Raw genomic sequence first — 14,709 nt, 5'->3', positions numbered from 1 at the left:
AGAGACAATGAACGAAGACAACTCACAAAGCTCTGAAGGTCCGAGTAGAAAGACCTTCTTCGAACGTTTAGGACAGATCTTTCAGGGTGAGCCTAAAGATCGTCAGGAACTGGTAGATGTATTCCGTGATTCGGAACAGAACGATCTGATCGACCACGATACACGGGATATGCTCGAAGGCGTTATGCAGATTTCTGAAATGCGCATCCGAGACATCATGATTCCGCGTTCGCAGATGGTGACCATCGAGCGCTCACAACCTCTCGAAGAAATCATCACCATCATCAACGACGCCCAGCATTCACGCTACCCGGTGATCAGTGATGATAAAGACCACGTTGAAGGCATCTTACTGGCAAAAGACTTGCTGCGTTACCTGATGCCGGACAGCGAACCGTTCGACATCGACAAAGTGATCCGTCCAGCCGTGGTTGTGCCGGAAAGCAAACGTGTTGACCGACTGCTGAAAGAATTCCAGGAAGAACGCTACCACATGTCGATTGTTGTCGACGAGTTTGGCGGTGTATCCGGCGTGGTGACCATCGAAGATATTCTTGAGGAAATCGTTGGCGATATCGAAGACGAATACGACGACGAAGAAGAGCAGGAAATCCGCCAGCTCAGCAAGCACACCTTCGCGGTGAAGGCGCTGACTACGCTGGAAGATTTCAATGAGAAGTTCGGTTCTCAGTTTAGCGATGACGACATCGACACCATCGGTGGCCTTGTGATGACCAGCTTTGGTCACCTGCCAGGACGTGGTGAAGAAGTGGACATTGAGAACTTCCACTTTAAGGTGACGGCAGCTGACAGTCGACGCATCATCCAATTGCAGGTTACTATTCCAGATACTACTGCAGAGGAAACGGCATAAACGTCAAATGCTAAACATCGAAACATTTAAGCGGCCCCAAGTATTCATGCGGATCTTCGGGGCCGCTTTTTCAGGTGCACTCGCCACCCTCGCCTTCGCGCCTTACTCCTTCTGGCCAGCCATGCTGGTCTCTCTGGTGGCACTTCTCCTTCTTATTCATGGACAATCTCCGAAGCGTGCCAGCTACATCGGATTTTTCTGGGGTCTGGGTCAATTCGGCACCGGCGTCGGCTGGGTTTACGTCGTTATCGAGAAATTCGGTGGGCTGCCTACCGCAATTGGACTGGCCTTGATTGGTCTGTTGGTTGCTTACCTCGCACTGTTCCCTGCGCTTTTTTCCTATATCCTGCGCCGTGTTCAACTGCCGCTGGCACTTTCCTATTTGCTACTGGCACCATCTCTCTGGCTGTTGGTTGACTGGTTCCGAGGCTGGTTCCTGACGGGTTTCCCATGGCTCTGGCCGGGTTACAGTCAGATTGAAGGGCCATTAGCCTCCTTTGCGCCCATGTTTGGTGTACAAGGCATTACGCTCGCACTGCTTATCATTTCTGGCTCAATCGCCATCACGTTGATAAACCGAAAAGCGTCTGCGCTTCTTCCGGCATTGGTTGTCGGTGCCGTTGCAACCGGTGCCTCTTTTGTACCCTGGGTTCAGGAAACGGGAGAGAGTGTAGATGTGGCAATGGTTCAGGGTAATGTGCCCCAGGAGCTAAAGTGGCTACCAAGCCAGCGTTGGCCTACCCTGCTGGCGTATCAGGACATGACACGCCAGAATTGGGATGCAGATATCGTCATTTGGCCGGAAGCAGCCATCCCCGCTCTGGAGCGCGATTTACCGGACTTCCTCGCGCGTTTGGATGCCGCTGCCATCAATAATGATACCGCACTAGTCACAGGCGTTCTGGATATCAACTCAGACGGAAAGGCCTACAACAATGTCATTACGCTTGGTGACAACGGGGAAGGCGGTTACAGCTACCCCTCTTCACAACGTTACAGCAAACACCATCTGTTGGTGTTTGGTGAGTTTGTGCCGTTTGAGGACATCCTGCGCCCTCTAGCTCCGCTGTTTAATCTACCCATGTCATCGTTCAGTCGAGGTGATTACACTCAATCGAACATAGACGCCAAAGGCTACCAGCTTGCACCCGCGATTTGCTATGAAATCGCCTTCAGCGATCAGGTTAGGCATAGCCTCACGGAGGAGTCGGATTTCATTCTGACCCTTTCCAATGACACCTGGTTTGGTACCTCGATTGGCCCCCATCAGCATTTAGAAATCGCCCGCATGCGCGCGCTGGAAAACGGCAAGCCGGTTCTGCGAGCGACCAATACCGGTCTGACCGCTGCTATTGACTACAAAGGGGAGATTATCGACCAAATCCCACAGTTCGAAACGGTAGTCCTCAGAACTGATGTACCAACGACGATAGGCCAAACACCTTACACCCGTTTCGGAGACTGGCCCCTCTATGCTTGGATTGTTCTGTCAGGGTTGGCACTGGTTCTGTTAAATCGAGGTCAAAAATCCGCAGTTAGTACCCAGTCGCAACAATAAGAGCGAACAAGCGCTATAAAATCATGTCTTAATCAGCCAGAGGGAATTATCTCTCTGGCTTTTTTAATGATTGATTTAGTTTGATATGGAGAGTCTTATGCGCGCCTTGGCCAGAATTGCGTCTTCCGTTGTTATCCTTTTAGCATCAGTCTTTGTTCCACTTTCCCATGCAGAGCCAGATGCCGAACTCTTTGCTGACACCCGCGCTGCATTGGCGAACTTTCATCGCTTCGAACAGGTAAAACCTTTCTTTGAAAAAGCTTATGGATACGCAGTATTTCCATCGGTAGGCAAAGGTGGCTTCTGGATTGGCGGTGCCTACGGCAATGGGCTGGTTTACCAAGGTAATCAAACTGTCGCCGAAGCCGAGTTGATTCAGGTGTCGGTTGGCCTGACCTTCGGTGGGCAGGCATTCAGCGAGATACTTTTCTTTGAAGACAAAGAAACCTTCGACAGTTTTATGTCGGGCAGCTTTGAGCTCGGAGCGCAGGCTTCTGCCACCGCTTTAACTGAAGGCGCAGCAGCACATGTCGGCACGACAGGCACTTCAGCGAGTGCCGGAAGTGCGCAATCCAAAGCCTATTACATCAATGGCATTGCAATTTTCACCCAAGCTAAGGGCGGCTTAATGATTGAAGCTGCATTAGCCGGACAAAAATTCAATATCGAGCCGCTGGGGAATTAAGACAAAACGATCCTGGGTCCTAGGTCCTAGGTCCTAGGTCCTAGGTCCTAAAAATTTGAAGGGTAAACAAGCCAGTGTTCAAGCCTCTTTGCCCATCAGCTCTCAGCGTCAGAGCCGACTATGCAGGAAACGGCTTACGACTGAATTCTTTACTACCACATTTAATACACGGCGTCAGCACATCCACATGGGTGTGCTCAGTCTGGTTGCCACATTTCTCACAAATCAAAATGCCAAGCCCTACCACTTCACCGGCGTTGTAAACACCATGATGCTGAATGTCCTGAAGCACCTCGCGCCACTCAAGTTGAGTTTTATCTGTGATTTCCGCAAGCTGTTCCCACAATGTGTTGGCAATCAGGTCACGAAACAGCTGACCATCATCTTTGTTCTCTTCCGGCTCGTTGTAACGCGCACCAAATTCCTGCACATCACGTTTGAAATAAGCTTCGATAAGGGCAAGCTCATCTTTGGTCATGTCTGACGCCGCTTTCACATACTTTTCAGACAAATCCAGCCAACGTTGTAACTCTTCAGGGCTGTGCTTTAGTGCTTCGCTGATCCGTTCGACCAGCACCTTGTACTCCGCTTTTTGCTCTGACATAGGCCACCTCTGCATTCAACTGTTGTTGCGCCTTCTACCTTTAGTTATTCTATGTCGATTATTTTGGTTCATTTTATACCTATCTCACAAATTCCCGGATGTCATCGATGCAAGAACAATACCGTCCACAGGACATCGAGCCTAAAGTTCAGGCCGATTGGGACAAGAACAAAACCTTCGTAGTTCAAGAAGACCCAAGCAAAGAAAAGTTTTATTGCCTTTCCATGTTCCCGTACCCAAGCGGTCGACTACACATGGGTCACGTGCGTAACTACACCATCGGTGACGTCATCTCTCGCTACCAGCGTTTGCAAGGCAAGAATGTGATGCAACCTATCGGTTGGGACGCGTTCGGTCTGCCTGCAGAAAACGCAGCCGTGAAGAACAAGACTGCACCAGCACCTTGGACTTACGAAAATATTGAATACATGAAGAACCAGCTTAAAATGCTGGGCTTCGGCTACGACTGGGAACGTGAATTCGCGACCTGTACCCCTGAATACTACCGTTGGGAGCAAGAGTTCTTCACCAAGCTTTACGAGAAAGGCTTGGTGTACAAGAAGATGTCAACGGTTAACTGGGACCCAGTAGACCAAACGGTTCTGGCAAACGAACAAGTTGTAGATGGACGCGGTTGGCGTTCAGGTGCAATCGTTGAGCAGAAAGAAATCCCTCAGTGGTTCATCAAAATCACTGAATATGCTCAAGAGCTAATCGACGATCTGGATAACCTGGATGGCTGGCCTGAAATGGTCAAAACCATGCAGCGTAACTGGATTGGTCGCTCTGAAGGTGTTGAACTTAAGTTTGAAGTAAAAGGTCAAGCTGACCTTGAAGTTTACACAACACGTCCAGACACGCTAATGGGTGTGACTTATGTAGGTATCGCAGCAGGCCACCCTCTTGCGACAATCGCCGCTGAGACCAACCCAGAGCTTGCAGCATTCATCGAAGAGTGTAAGAACACCAAAGTAGCAGAAGCTGAACTGGCGACAATGGAGAAGAAAGGTATGGCTACTGGCCTTACAGCTATTCACCCATTGTACGGCCGCGAAGTACCTGTTTACGTAGCAAACTTCGTATTGATGGACTACGGTACAGGCGCTGTTATGGCAGTACCTGCACACGACCAGCGCGACTTCGAGTTTGCAACCAAGTACGGCTTGAACATTGAGCCAGTGATCCTGGCAGAAGATGGCAATGCACCAGACATCTCTGAAGCTGCACACACCGAGAAAGGTGCTTTGTTCAACTCAGGTGAGTTCGACGGTCTGAGCTTCGAGCAAGCGTTCGATGCGATTGCAGCGAAGCTGGAATCAGAAGGTAAAGGTCACAAGACAGTGAACTTCCGTCTGCGTGACTGGGGTGTATCTCGTCAACGTTACTGGGGTGCACCAATCCCAATGGTAACCACTGAAGACGGTGAAGTGCATCCAGTGCCAGCTGACCAACTGCCAGTCATCCTGCCAGAAGACGTGGTAATGGACGGCGTAACCAGCCCAATCAAAGCAGACAAGACGTGGGCAGAAACCACCTACAATGGTCAACCAGCACTGCGCGAAACGGACACCTTCGATACCTTTATGGAGTCAAGCTGGTACTACGCGCGTTACTGTTCACCTAAAGCAGACGAAATTCTCGACTCAGAAGCAGCAAACTACTGGCTGCCTGTTGACCAGTACATTGGTGGTATCGAGCACGCGGTAATGCACCTGCTTTACTCTCGCTTCTTCCATAAACTGCTGCGCGATGCGGGCTACGTTACATCTGACGAGCCATTTAAGCGCCTGCTGTGTCAAGGCATGGTACTGGCTGATGCTTTCTCTTACGAAAACGAGAAAGGCGGCATTGAGTGGGTTTCTCCAACTGAAGTAACCGTTAGCCGTGACGAAAAGGGCCGCATCACTAAGGCTGTCGATAACGAGGGTCACGACCTTGTTCACTCAGGCATGACCAAAATGTCTAAGTCGAAGAACAACGGTATCGATCCACAAGAGATGGTTGATAAGTACGGTGCTGACACCGTGCGTCTGTTCATGATGTTTGCATCACCAGCAGACATGACCCTTGAGTGGCAAGAGTCTGGCGTTGAAGGTGCTAACCGCTTCCTCAAGCGTGTTTGGAAACTGGTATTCGAACACACTTCGAAAGGTGAAGTGGCTGTGCTGGATGCATCAGCACTGAACGCTGATCAGAAAGCACTGCGTCGTGAAGTTCACAAGACTATCGCGAAAGTGGGCGATGATATCGGCCGCCGTCAGACCTTCAACACCGCGATCGCTGCGATCATGGAACTGATGAACCGTCTGACCAAAGCACCTCAAGACACTGATGCTGACCGCGCAATCCTGGATGAAGCAGTGAAAGCGATTGTTGCGATGCTGTACCCAATCACTCCGCACATCAGCACTGAGCTGTGGGCTGCACTGGGTCAAACTGACATCGACAACACGGTATGGCCAGTCGCAGACCAAGACGCCATGGTGGAAGACGAGAAGCTGATCATCGTTCAGGTGAATGGCAAGCTTCGCGCGAAAATCACCGTTGCAGCAGACGCAGCTAAAGAATCAGTAGAATCGATGGCGCTAAACGACGAACACGTTGTGAAGCACACCGAGGGTAAAACCGTACGCAAAGTGATTTACGTACCGGGCAAACTGGTTAATATCGTTGCTAACTAACACAGGGAGTATTCGGTGAAATCGATCTTTCGCTCTCTCCGAACCCTGCTAGTCGTGGTGGCCGCTTTGGCCACCGCTTCTTGCGGATTCCATCTTCGCGGCAGCTACAATCTGCCAGACGAAATCCAGAAACTGTCAGTCACCAGTTTCGATAAATACGGCAAACTCACCCGTGAAATGAAGACTCAACTGCGTCTTCATGACATTGACGTCATCCCGCCGGCCCAAACCATTTCCAACCTGTACCTGAAAGGCGAAAGCTATGGTGAAAGCACCTTGTCGCTTTACCAGAACAGCCGCGTAGCGGAAAAGCAATTTGCTTATACCGTCAGCTACTCAGTGACAGTGCCGGAAAAAGGCAACTACAACTTCTCGACATCTCTTAGCCGCACCTACCTTGATAACCCATTGACCGCCTTGGCGAAGTCGGTGGAAGAGGAAATGCTGGCCCAGGAAATGCGCGTTGAAGCAACCAAACAAATCATGCGACAGCTTGCCCGTCTAAATGCGCACATCGAAGCCTTTGAGCGCAAAGAAGCGGAAGAAAAAGCACTGCGTGAGCTTTATCAGGGCGTGGACGAAGATAAGCCAGCCATTACGATCGAAACTCGATTCGATGGCAAAGATGACGAATCACGCGGTAAGCCTCTGTCGAGCTTCACCACCAGCGGTGAAGAAAGCACAGAATGAGGATCTACCCAGAACAACTGACACAGCGTCTTAATCAGGGGCTGTGTCAGACTTACCTTATCTTCGGCAACGAACCGCTGCTGAAAGAGGAATCCAAGCAAAGCATCATTGATGTTGCACAGAAGCAGGGCTTCGATGAGAAGCACCGCTTTGTCATCGATAACCAGCTCAACTGGCAAGATGTTTATGACGTTTGCCAGGCACTGAGCCTGTTCGCCAGCCGACAAATCATCATTCTGGCACTACCTGAAAACCCGCTGACCACGGCTCAAGCTAATGCGCTGAAAGAGCTTCAGCCTATGCTGCATCAGGATTTGGTTTTGATCCTCGATGGCCCTCGCCTGAACAAAAAGCAGGAATCAGCCAAGTGGTTCACCAGTTTCCAGGCAAACGGTTTGTATGTGCCATGCAACACACCTGATGGCAGACAGCTGCCACGATTCATAGAGAATCGCTGTCACAGTCTGGGACTGCATCCTGACCACGAGTCTGTGATGCTGCTGGCGCAATGGCATGAAGGTAACCTTCTGGCACTGTCGCAAAGCCTGATGAAACTTCAACTGCTCTATCCAGATGGTGAACTGACACTGCCAAGGCTTCAGGATGCCTTATCACGTCACAACCACTACACACCATTCCAGCTCACCGACGCACTGATTGAAGGCAAAGCCAAGCGCGCTGTTCGTATCGTTCGTCAGCTTGAAGCTGAAGGCGTGGAAATCACCATTTTGCTGCGGGTTATCCAAAAAGAGTTAATCCAGCTATGTAAAATGCAGGAGTACGGCGCGTCTGGCATGGGTCTCAGCAAAATCTTTGACCATTTCCGGGTCTGGCAAACTCGCCGCCCAGCGATGACTGCGGCGCTTCACCGTTTGACGTTGCCAACGCTGATGCACCTTCTGCAAAGCCTTGCAGCCATCGAGGTGATGGTGAAAACCGATTTCGACAGCCAACCTTGGCCGGCACTTTCCGCGTTTTGTCTCGAGATGTGTGGTCATCCGCTTCCACTGTCACCTGTCAACTGACTGTCAAACCGCGACACCGCTGTATTTTATTCATCTCAGCCAGTGGTATAATTTTTAGATTCGTCCTAGGACTGACCTGCACTTTCTGCAGAACAATGCACCGAACACCGATAAGGGGAAAACATTGCTTCCGGAACAACTTCAACACTTTGTTGTCGATAAAGCAGATGATATGAAAGCTGCTGACATCGTGACACTCGATGTCCGTGAAAAGAGCAGCATTACCGATTTCATGGTGCTATGCACCGGTAACTCAAAACGCCATGTCTCTTCCATTGCAGAGCATGTCGCTGATGAAGCGCGTGCAGCTAACGTTGATACCCTGGGTATGGAAGGTGAAAACGAAGGCGAGTGGGTAGTGCTGGATCTCGGTGATGTGATGCTTCATATCATGCAAGATGAACAACGTCAGTTGTACCAGCTAGAAAAGCTGTGGAACTGATGCAATGAAGTTACAACTGATTGCGGTCGGCACAAAGATGCCGAAATGGGTTGAGGAAGGCTACAAAGAATACAGTCGCCGCTTCCCAAAAGACATGCCACTGGAACTGGTAGAAATCCCTGCAGGTAAGCGCGGCAAAAATGCCGACATTGCGCGTATTCTGCAAAAAGAAGGGGAAGCCATGTTGGCCGCCGTTCCAAAAGGTAACCGCATCGTGACGCTGGATATTCCGGGTAAGCGCTGGGACACAGAGCAACTGGCAGGGCAGCTTGAGAGCTGGAAGCTGGATGCTCGTGACGTGTCTATTCTGATTGGAGGCCCTGAAGGCCTGTCGCCGGCTTGTAAAGCGGCTGCTGACCAAAGCTGGTCATTGTCTCCGTTGACACTTCCTCACCCGCTGGTACGTGTGGTGATGGCTGAAAGTCTCTACCGCGCCTGGAGCATCACAGCAAATCACCCTTATCACCGGGAATAATTCATGAAGCACAAGCGTAGTCCTATACGCGATCATCAGGCCGAGTCTTCCCTCTTTTTCCGCCGGGCCGTTGTGGCTTTCGGCGGCATTCTTGTTCTCGTCGGCGTCCTGCTTCTTAACCTGTATAACATTCAGGTGGAAGATCATGATGATTACATCACCCGCTCCAATGATAACCGCATCAAAGTCGTTCCTGTTGCGCCAAACCGAGGGTTGGTTTACGACCGCAATGGCAAATTGCTCGCGGAAAACCGCCCTGTTTATGCATTGGAAATTACACCCGAGCAGGTGAAAGATATTCCCGGCACCATCGCCAGCTTGCAGGAGCTTCTGCCGATTTCTGAAAACGAAATCCGGGCGTTTGAGCGTGACAAGAAACGCACCCGCCGTTTCAACGCCGTCACCCTGAAAAACCAGATGACGGAAGAGGAAGTGGCCATTTTCTCTGCCAATCAGCACAAGTTCCCCGGCGTAGAGATCAAAGGTTACCTCAAGCGTTACTACCCCTATGGTGACGCGTTAACCCATGTCTTGGGCTACGTGGCAAAAATCAACGATAAAGACATAAACCGTCTTGATCGTGAAGGTGTACTCAACAACTACAAAGCGACCCGTGATATCGGCAAACTCGGCATTGAAAGGTTCTACGAGTCTGAATTGCACGGCACCGCTGGTTATCAGGAAGTCGAAGTCAACAGCCGTGGACGTATTATCCGTACGCTGAAGTACGTCCCACCAGAGCCGGGTAAAGATCTGGTGCTGAACCTCGATGTCGATCTCCAGCTTTACATCCGCTCTATCCTCGGCGATCGCCGTGGCGCAGTTGTAGTGCTCGATCCGAAAGACTCTTCAGTGCTAGCGATGGTTTCCACGCCAAGTTATGACCCGAATCTGTTCGTTCACGGTATCTCCGGCAAAAATTACCGCAAATTGCTCAATGACAAAAACCGTCCGCTGGTGAATCGCGCCACCTTGGGTATCTATCCACCCGCATCGACGGTTAAGCCTTTCATTGCTGTTGCAGCACTGGAAGAAAAAGCCATCACGCTGAACACCACGCGAAACGACCCGGGTTACTGGCGCTTGCCGAACTCAACCTCACGTCCTTTCCGCGACTGGCTCGCATGGGGTCATGGTCGGGTAAATATCGTTCAATCGATTGAAGAGTCGGTGGATACTTTCTTCTATCAAATTGCCTATGATTTGGGCATTGATAAGCTATCTACTTGGATGAGCCGCTTTGGTTTTGGTGATTACACCGGTATCGACATCCATGAAGAAAGCAAAGCCAACATGCCAACCCGCGAATGGAAAATGGCACGTCATCGCCAGCCTTGGTACAAGGGTGACACCATTCCAGTCGGAATCGGCCAAGGCTATTGGACAGCGACCCCGATGCAAATCGCGAAAGCGACCTCAGTGTTGGTCAACCGTGGTGAAGTCAATCCACCTCACCTTCTTCAGCGCATGGAGAACGAAGGTGTCATGGAAGTCGCACCATTTTCTCCGTATCCACCGATTGAAAACGTCGATGAGAAATACTGGGATGCAGCTCTTGAAGGCATGCGTCTCGTTAACCACGGCAAGAAAGGGACGGCTCGCCGCGCCTTTGCTAACGCTGAATATGTGACTGGCGGTAAATCAGGAACAGCGCAGGTCTTTGGTCTGGGTGAAGACGAAGAATATAACGCCGATGAAATTGCTGAACACCTTCGTGACCACGCGCTCTACACCGGCTTCGCACCCTTTGATGATCCAGAAGTGATTGTCTCTATGGTGTTGGAAAACGCCGGTGGCGGTTCAAGTAACGGTGCACCTATCGCCCGTCGTATCTTCGACCATATGCTGGTTGATGGCTACAAAGACAAAAAGAACGCAGATAAGAAGGAGGAGCAAGTCCAATGAGCTTGTTTGCATCAACTGGTCAGAAGAAGACTGTGTTTGAGCGGTTGCACATAGACTTGCCTCTTTTGCTCGGCATCCTTGCACTGATGGGATTTGGCCTGATGGTGATGTGGAGTGCCAGTGGCCAAAGCGTTGCCATGATGGAACGTCAGGTTTTCCGGATCTTTCTTTCGCTGGGCGTGATGTTTGTGCTCGCCCAAATTTCTCCCCGGCATTACGAATTCTGGGCTCCCTATCTATATGTGACGGGAATTCTGATGCTGATCGCTGTGCTTTTGTTTGGTGAAACCGCCAAGGGCGCACAGCGCTGGCTGGATTTAGGCGTTGTCACCTTCCAGCCATCAGAATTGATTAAGCTTGCGGTACCCTTGATGGTGGCCCGCTTTATCGGTAAAGAACCTCTACCACCGCGTTTTCAAACCCTGATTATTGGTTTGGTGATGGTCTTTGTTCCCACCATTCTCATCGCCAAACAGCCGGATTTAGGAACCTCAATCTTGATTGCTGCATCAGGTATTTTTGTGTTGTTTCTGTCCGGTATCAGTTGGCGAATCATCTTAGGGGCAGGTACTTTGGTGGCCGCGTTCATCCCAGTGCTTTGGTTCTTCCTGATGCGCGAATACCAACGTGTCCGCGTTCGCACCCTGTTTGATCCAGAATCCGACCCATTGGGCGCGGGTTACCACATCATCCAATCAAAAATTGCCATTGGTTCCGGGGGAATTGGCGGTAAAGGGTGGCTTCAAGGCACACAATCTCAATTGGAGTTCCTGCCAGAGCGCCATACCGACTTTATCTTCGCCGTGATTGCTGAAGAGTGGGGAATGATTGGTGTCGCATGCTTGCTGGCGCTTTACCTTTTCATCATCGGCCGTGGCCTGTTAATTGCCAGCCGCGCGCAAACAGCATTTGGGCGTATGATGGCAGGCAGTATTGTGCTTAGCTTCTTCGTTTATGTCTTCGTTAACATCGGCATGGTAAGTGGAATCTTACCCGTTGTTGGTGTTCCCCTGCCCCTTGTCAGCTATGGAGGCACCTCCATGGTGACTTTGATGGCAGGTTTCGGCATCTTAATGTCTATCCATACTCATAGAAAAATGCTTTCTAAGGCTCTGTAATGAAAAAAATATTGGTGATTACTGCTCTCGTACTTTCCGGCTGTGCCACGCAAAGCGATGACCGCTACAGTCTGGAGCATGATAAAGCACCGGAAGCGATTCCAACGCTGGATCATGTCGAGGATGCGCAACCACGATACGAACCTTACAGCCGAGCCGGTAACAAAGACTACACCGTCCGTGGTGAGAGTTATCAGGTAATGAAAGACCCTGAGGATTACACCGGGGAGGGCATTGCATCTTGGTATGGCAAGAAATTCCACGGCCATAAAACGTCAAATGGCGAGATTTACGACATGTTCTCCATGTCTGCTGCCCACAAAACGCTGCCACTGCCTAGCTATGTAGAAGTAGAAAACACCGCTAATGGCAAAAAAGCCATTGTCCGCGTCAATGACCGTGGTCCTTTCCATGAAGGGCGCATTATTGACCTGAGCTATGCAGCGGCATCCAAGCTCGACATCCTTAAAACCGGGACGGCACCTGTAAAAGTGACGCTACTCAAGGTTGATAAACCTCAAGACAATAATGAGTGGCAAGGTGCACGCCTAAACCGCTATTTTGTACAACTGGTAGCGATATCCAGTCAGGACAAAGCAAGAAAGGCCGCTGACACTTTCCAGAAGCAGTTCGAATTGCCAACGGATATCCACCAATCAGGCAGCGTTTATCGTGTGCGTTTAGGGCCATTTTACGACTACGACCAGACACAAAAAGCCGCATTGCTTGCCAGAGAGCAGCAAATAAATGAGGCATTCGTCGTTGTTGAGCCAATTACCGATGAACCGGGCAACAAATCAGGTGTCAGTAATTAGGGCTGTTGGCCTAATAGTTTCAATTTAGTAAGTTGTTGTAACCCTGTCTGACACTACACGGGCTATCTGTTATAGTGTCGACAGTTTTTTGACTGAAGAAATACCAAGTAAGTACCTATATATATGAAAAAATCACCCTCATTGTTGCGCTCTTTAGTCTTATCGACTGCTGTCTTCTCATCCGCTGCCGCTGTTGCAGCTCCAACCGTCGTCCCGGATGCGCCTCAAATCGCGGCAAAAGGGTACGTACTGATGGATTACAACTCGGGTAAGATCCTGGCGGAAAACAACGCCTACGAACGTCTTAACCCGGCCAGCCTGACCAAAATGATGACCAGCTATGTTATTGGCCAGGAAGTTGAACGCGGCAACATCAGCCTTGATGATGACGTGGTGATCAGCAAAAACGCTTGGGCGAAAAACTTCCCAGGCAGCTCGAAGATGTTCATTGAAGTAGGTACCACCGTTAAAGTGGAAGACCTAAACCGCGGCATCATCATTCAGTCAGGTAACGATGCTTGTGTGGCAATGGCTGAGCACATCGCTGGTTCTGAAGACTCGTTTGTTGACCTGATGAACGGCTGGGCGAAAACACTGGGCATGAAAGATACCCACTTCGCCAACTCACACGGTCTGGATCACGACGACCTGTACACCACACCATACGACATGGCGTTGCTGGGTCAGGCAATGATCCGTGATGTACCGGAAGAGTACCGTATCTACAAAGAGAAATCGTTCACCTACAATGGCATTACCCAGTACAACCGTAATGGCCTGTTGTGGGACAAGAGCATGAACGTGGACGGTATTAAAACCGGCCACACCAATAAAGCGGGTTACAGCCTGGTAAGCTCAGCAACTGAAGGCGACATGCGTCTGATCGCAGTTGTCATGGGCACCAACAGTGCAAACGCCCGCAAGGCTGAAAGTAAGAAACTGCTGAACTACGGCTTCCGTTTCTTCGAAACCGTAGCACCACACAAAGCGAACGAAACCTTCGTGACTGAGAAAGTGTGGATGGGTGATACCGACCAAGTAGCACTGGGCGTTTCTGAAGACACCTACGTCACCCTGCCACGCGGTAAGGCAAAAGACTTGGAAGCAAGCTTTGTGCTTGAGAAAACACTGGAAGCACCAATCGCGAAAGGCGATGTTGTTGGTAAGCTTTACTACCAGGTTGACGGTGAAGACATCGCGGAATACCCATTGGTAGCACTGAACGATGTGCAGGAAGGTGGCTTGTTCAGCCGTCTGATGGACTACATCATCATGTTCTTCAAGAATTTGTTCTAAGACTGAAGCACAGACTTTCAAGGGCAGCCAATGGCTGCCCTTTTTATTTGCTGCTATTGCCCCCATATTGATGCCTAAGGAACAGAAATCACATCATCTTGTTTTCTGATAACAGGACGATTACTATTCGTTCCCAACAAATTGCGTGATCATCTGCACATATATTTAGGGTCAACAGAGAAAGTTCTGTGACCAATTCTGGAGTAACCAATGCAAGAGCAACCAAAACTAAAAGACCTGCTGGAATTCCCATGTAAGTTCACTTACAAGGTCATGGGATACGCGAAGCCAGAGCTGACAGATCTGGTTTTGGAAGTGATCCAGCGCCACGCACCGGGCGATTACAGCCCAAGCGTTAAGCCAAGCGGCAAAGGCACTTACAATGCAGTATCCATCACCATTACAGCCACCTCTATCGAACAAGTTGAAGCGCTGTACAAAGAACTGGGTGACATCGACATCGTACGTATGGTTCTGTAATCCCCTATTAGACCAAAGAACCACAATACCCATACGATTAGGCGGCTGTTATTTCAGCCGT

14 protein-coding genes are annotated in these 14,709 nt (G+C 50.2%); 13 read left to right on the top strand and 1 reads right to left on the bottom strand.

Annotated elements, in window-relative coordinates; translation table 11 throughout:
• Positions 1–7: 7 nt before the first annotated feature.
• The 3 genes from corC (at position 8) to GCE9029_RS00945 (ending at position 3,117) form a co-directional block, all read left to right on the top strand.
• On the top strand, positions 8–874 hold the full coding sequence (gene corC, locus GCE9029_RS00955) for a CNNM family magnesium/cobalt transport protein CorC (RefSeq protein ID WP_046307981.1): 867 nt from the start codon (positions 8–10) through the stop codon (positions 872–874).
• 7 nt (positions 875–881) lie between these two features.
• Entirely contained in the window at positions 882–2,432 is a 1,551-nt protein-coding gene (gene lnt, locus GCE9029_RS00950; RefSeq protein ID WP_062660654.1) for an apolipoprotein N-acyltransferase, read from the top strand.
• Positions 2,433–2,529: 97 nt separating this feature from the next.
• Complete coding sequence (locus tag GCE9029_RS00945) at positions 2,530–3,117, top strand: lipid-binding SYLF domain-containing protein (protein ID WP_062660653.1); 588 nt, start codon at positions 2,530–2,532, stop codon at positions 3,115–3,117.
• A gap of 118 nt (positions 3,118–3,235) precedes the next feature.
• Here GCE9029_RS00945 and GCE9029_RS00940 read toward each other — a convergent pair whose 3' ends face one another.
• Entirely contained in the window at positions 3,236–3,721 is a 486-nt protein-coding gene (locus tag GCE9029_RS00940) for a zinc ribbon-containing protein (RefSeq protein ID WP_062660652.1), read from the bottom strand.
• 107 nt (positions 3,722–3,828) lie between these two features.
• On the opposite strand from GCE9029_RS00940, the gene leuS reads away from it, so the two are divergent.
• From leuS to ybeD, 10 genes are all read left to right on the top strand, one after another.
• Entirely contained in the window at positions 3,829–6,402 is a 2,574-nt protein-coding gene (gene leuS, locus GCE9029_RS00935; protein ID WP_062660651.1) for a leucine--tRNA ligase, read from the top strand.
• A 15-nt stretch (positions 6,403–6,417) separates the two neighbouring features.
• Positions 6,418–7,092, top strand: a complete 675-nt coding sequence (locus tag GCE9029_RS00930; protein ID WP_062660650.1) for an LPS-assembly lipoprotein LptE — start codon at positions 6,418–6,420, stop codon at positions 7,090–7,092.
• The gene (gene holA / locus GCE9029_RS00925; RefSeq protein WP_002542308.1) at positions 7,089–8,117 is read left to right on the top strand and encodes a DNA polymerase III subunit delta; all 1,029 of its coding nucleotides are present in this window, start codon (positions 7,089–7,091) and stop codon (positions 8,115–8,117) included. Before GCE9029_RS00930 ends, holA begins: the two co-directional genes overlap by 4 nt.
• A 124-nt stretch (positions 8,118–8,241) precedes the next feature.
• Positions 8,242–8,559, top strand: a complete 318-nt coding sequence (rsfS, locus tag GCE9029_RS00920; RefSeq protein WP_002542309.1) for a ribosome silencing factor — start codon at positions 8,242–8,244, stop codon at positions 8,557–8,559.
• Positions 8,560–8,563: 4 nt separating this feature from the next.
• On the top strand, positions 8,564–9,034 hold the full coding sequence (rlmH, locus tag GCE9029_RS00915) for a 23S rRNA (pseudouridine(1915)-N(3))-methyltransferase RlmH (protein WP_062660649.1): 471 nt from the start codon (positions 8,564–8,566) through the stop codon (positions 9,032–9,034).
• Positions 9,035–9,037: 3 nt separating this feature from the next.
• Positions 9,038–10,939 carry a penicillin-binding protein 2 gene (gene mrdA / locus GCE9029_RS00910; RefSeq protein WP_062660648.1) on the top strand — a complete coding sequence of 634 codons (1,902 nt, stop codon included), beginning with the start codon at positions 9,038–9,040 and terminating at the stop codon, positions 10,937–10,939.
• Positions 10,936–12,057, top strand: coding sequence for a peptidoglycan glycosyltransferase MrdB (mrdB, locus tag GCE9029_RS00905; RefSeq protein ID WP_002542312.1), 1,122 nt, complete (start codon positions 10,936–10,938; stop codon positions 12,055–12,057). The genes mrdA and mrdB overlap by 4 nt, the downstream gene beginning before the upstream one ends.
• Complete coding sequence (locus GCE9029_RS00900; protein ID WP_062660647.1) at positions 12,057–12,872, top strand: septal ring lytic transglycosylase RlpA family protein; 816 nt, start codon at positions 12,057–12,059, stop codon at positions 12,870–12,872. The genes mrdB and GCE9029_RS00900 overlap by 1 nt, the downstream gene beginning before the upstream one ends.
• Positions 12,873–12,995: 123 nt before the next feature.
• Complete coding sequence (locus tag GCE9029_RS00895) at positions 12,996–14,168, top strand: serine hydrolase (RefSeq protein WP_062660646.1); 1,173 nt, start codon at positions 12,996–12,998, stop codon at positions 14,166–14,168.
• Positions 14,169–14,378: 210 nt separating this feature from the next.
• Positions 14,379–14,648, top strand: a complete 270-nt coding sequence (ybeD, locus tag GCE9029_RS00890; protein WP_062660645.1) for a DUF493 family protein YbeD — start codon at positions 14,379–14,381, stop codon at positions 14,646–14,648.
• Positions 14,649–14,709: the final 61 nt, after the last annotated feature.

The organism is Grimontia celer (assembly GCF_900055185.1).
Classification (GTDB): Bacteria; Pseudomonadota; Gammaproteobacteria; order Enterobacterales; family Vibrionaceae; genus Enterovibrio; species Enterovibrio celer.
The sequence above is the reverse complement of the archived record's forward strand: the minus strand, read 5'-3'. Positions and strand labels throughout refer to the sequence as shown.

What these genes read in the sequence shown, in the direction of transcription:
- GCE9029_RS00940 (WP_062660652.1), bottom strand. Translation starts at nt 3,721, where the DNA reads ATGTCAGAGCAAAAAGCGGAGTACAAGGTGCTGGTCGAACGGATCAGC.
- holA (WP_002542308.1), top strand. Translation starts at nt 7,089, where the DNA reads ATGAGGATCTACCCAGAACAACTGACACAGCGTCTTAATCAGGGGCTG.
- GCE9029_RS00900 (WP_062660647.1), top strand. Translation starts at nt 12,057, where the DNA reads ATGAAAAAAATATTGGTGATTACTGCTCTCGTACTTTCCGGCTGTGCC.
- mrdA (WP_062660648.1), top strand. Translation starts at nt 9,038, where the DNA reads ATGAAGCACAAGCGTAGTCCTATACGCGATCATCAGGCCGAGTCTTCC.
- lnt (WP_062660654.1), top strand. Translation starts at nt 882, where the DNA reads ATGCTAAACATCGAAACATTTAAGCGGCCCCAAGTATTCATGCGGATC.
- leuS (WP_062660651.1), top strand. Translation starts at nt 3,829, where the DNA reads ATGCAAGAACAATACCGTCCACAGGACATCGAGCCTAAAGTTCAGGCC.
- ybeD (WP_062660645.1), top strand. Translation starts at nt 14,379, where the DNA reads ATGCAAGAGCAACCAAAACTAAAAGACCTGCTGGAATTCCCATGTAAG.
- GCE9029_RS00895 (WP_062660646.1), top strand. Translation starts at nt 12,996, where the DNA reads ATGAAAAAATCACCCTCATTGTTGCGCTCTTTAGTCTTATCGACTGCT.
- corC (WP_046307981.1), top strand. Translation starts at nt 8, where the DNA reads ATGAACGAAGACAACTCACAAAGCTCTGAAGGTCCGAGTAGAAAGACC.
- GCE9029_RS00945 (WP_062660653.1), top strand. Translation starts at nt 2,530, where the DNA reads ATGCGCGCCTTGGCCAGAATTGCGTCTTCCGTTGTTATCCTTTTAGCA.
- rlmH (WP_062660649.1), top strand. Translation starts at nt 8,564, where the DNA reads ATGAAGTTACAACTGATTGCGGTCGGCACAAAGATGCCGAAATGGGTT.
- mrdB (WP_002542312.1), top strand. Translation starts at nt 10,936, where the DNA reads ATGAGCTTGTTTGCATCAACTGGTCAGAAGAAGACTGTGTTTGAGCGG.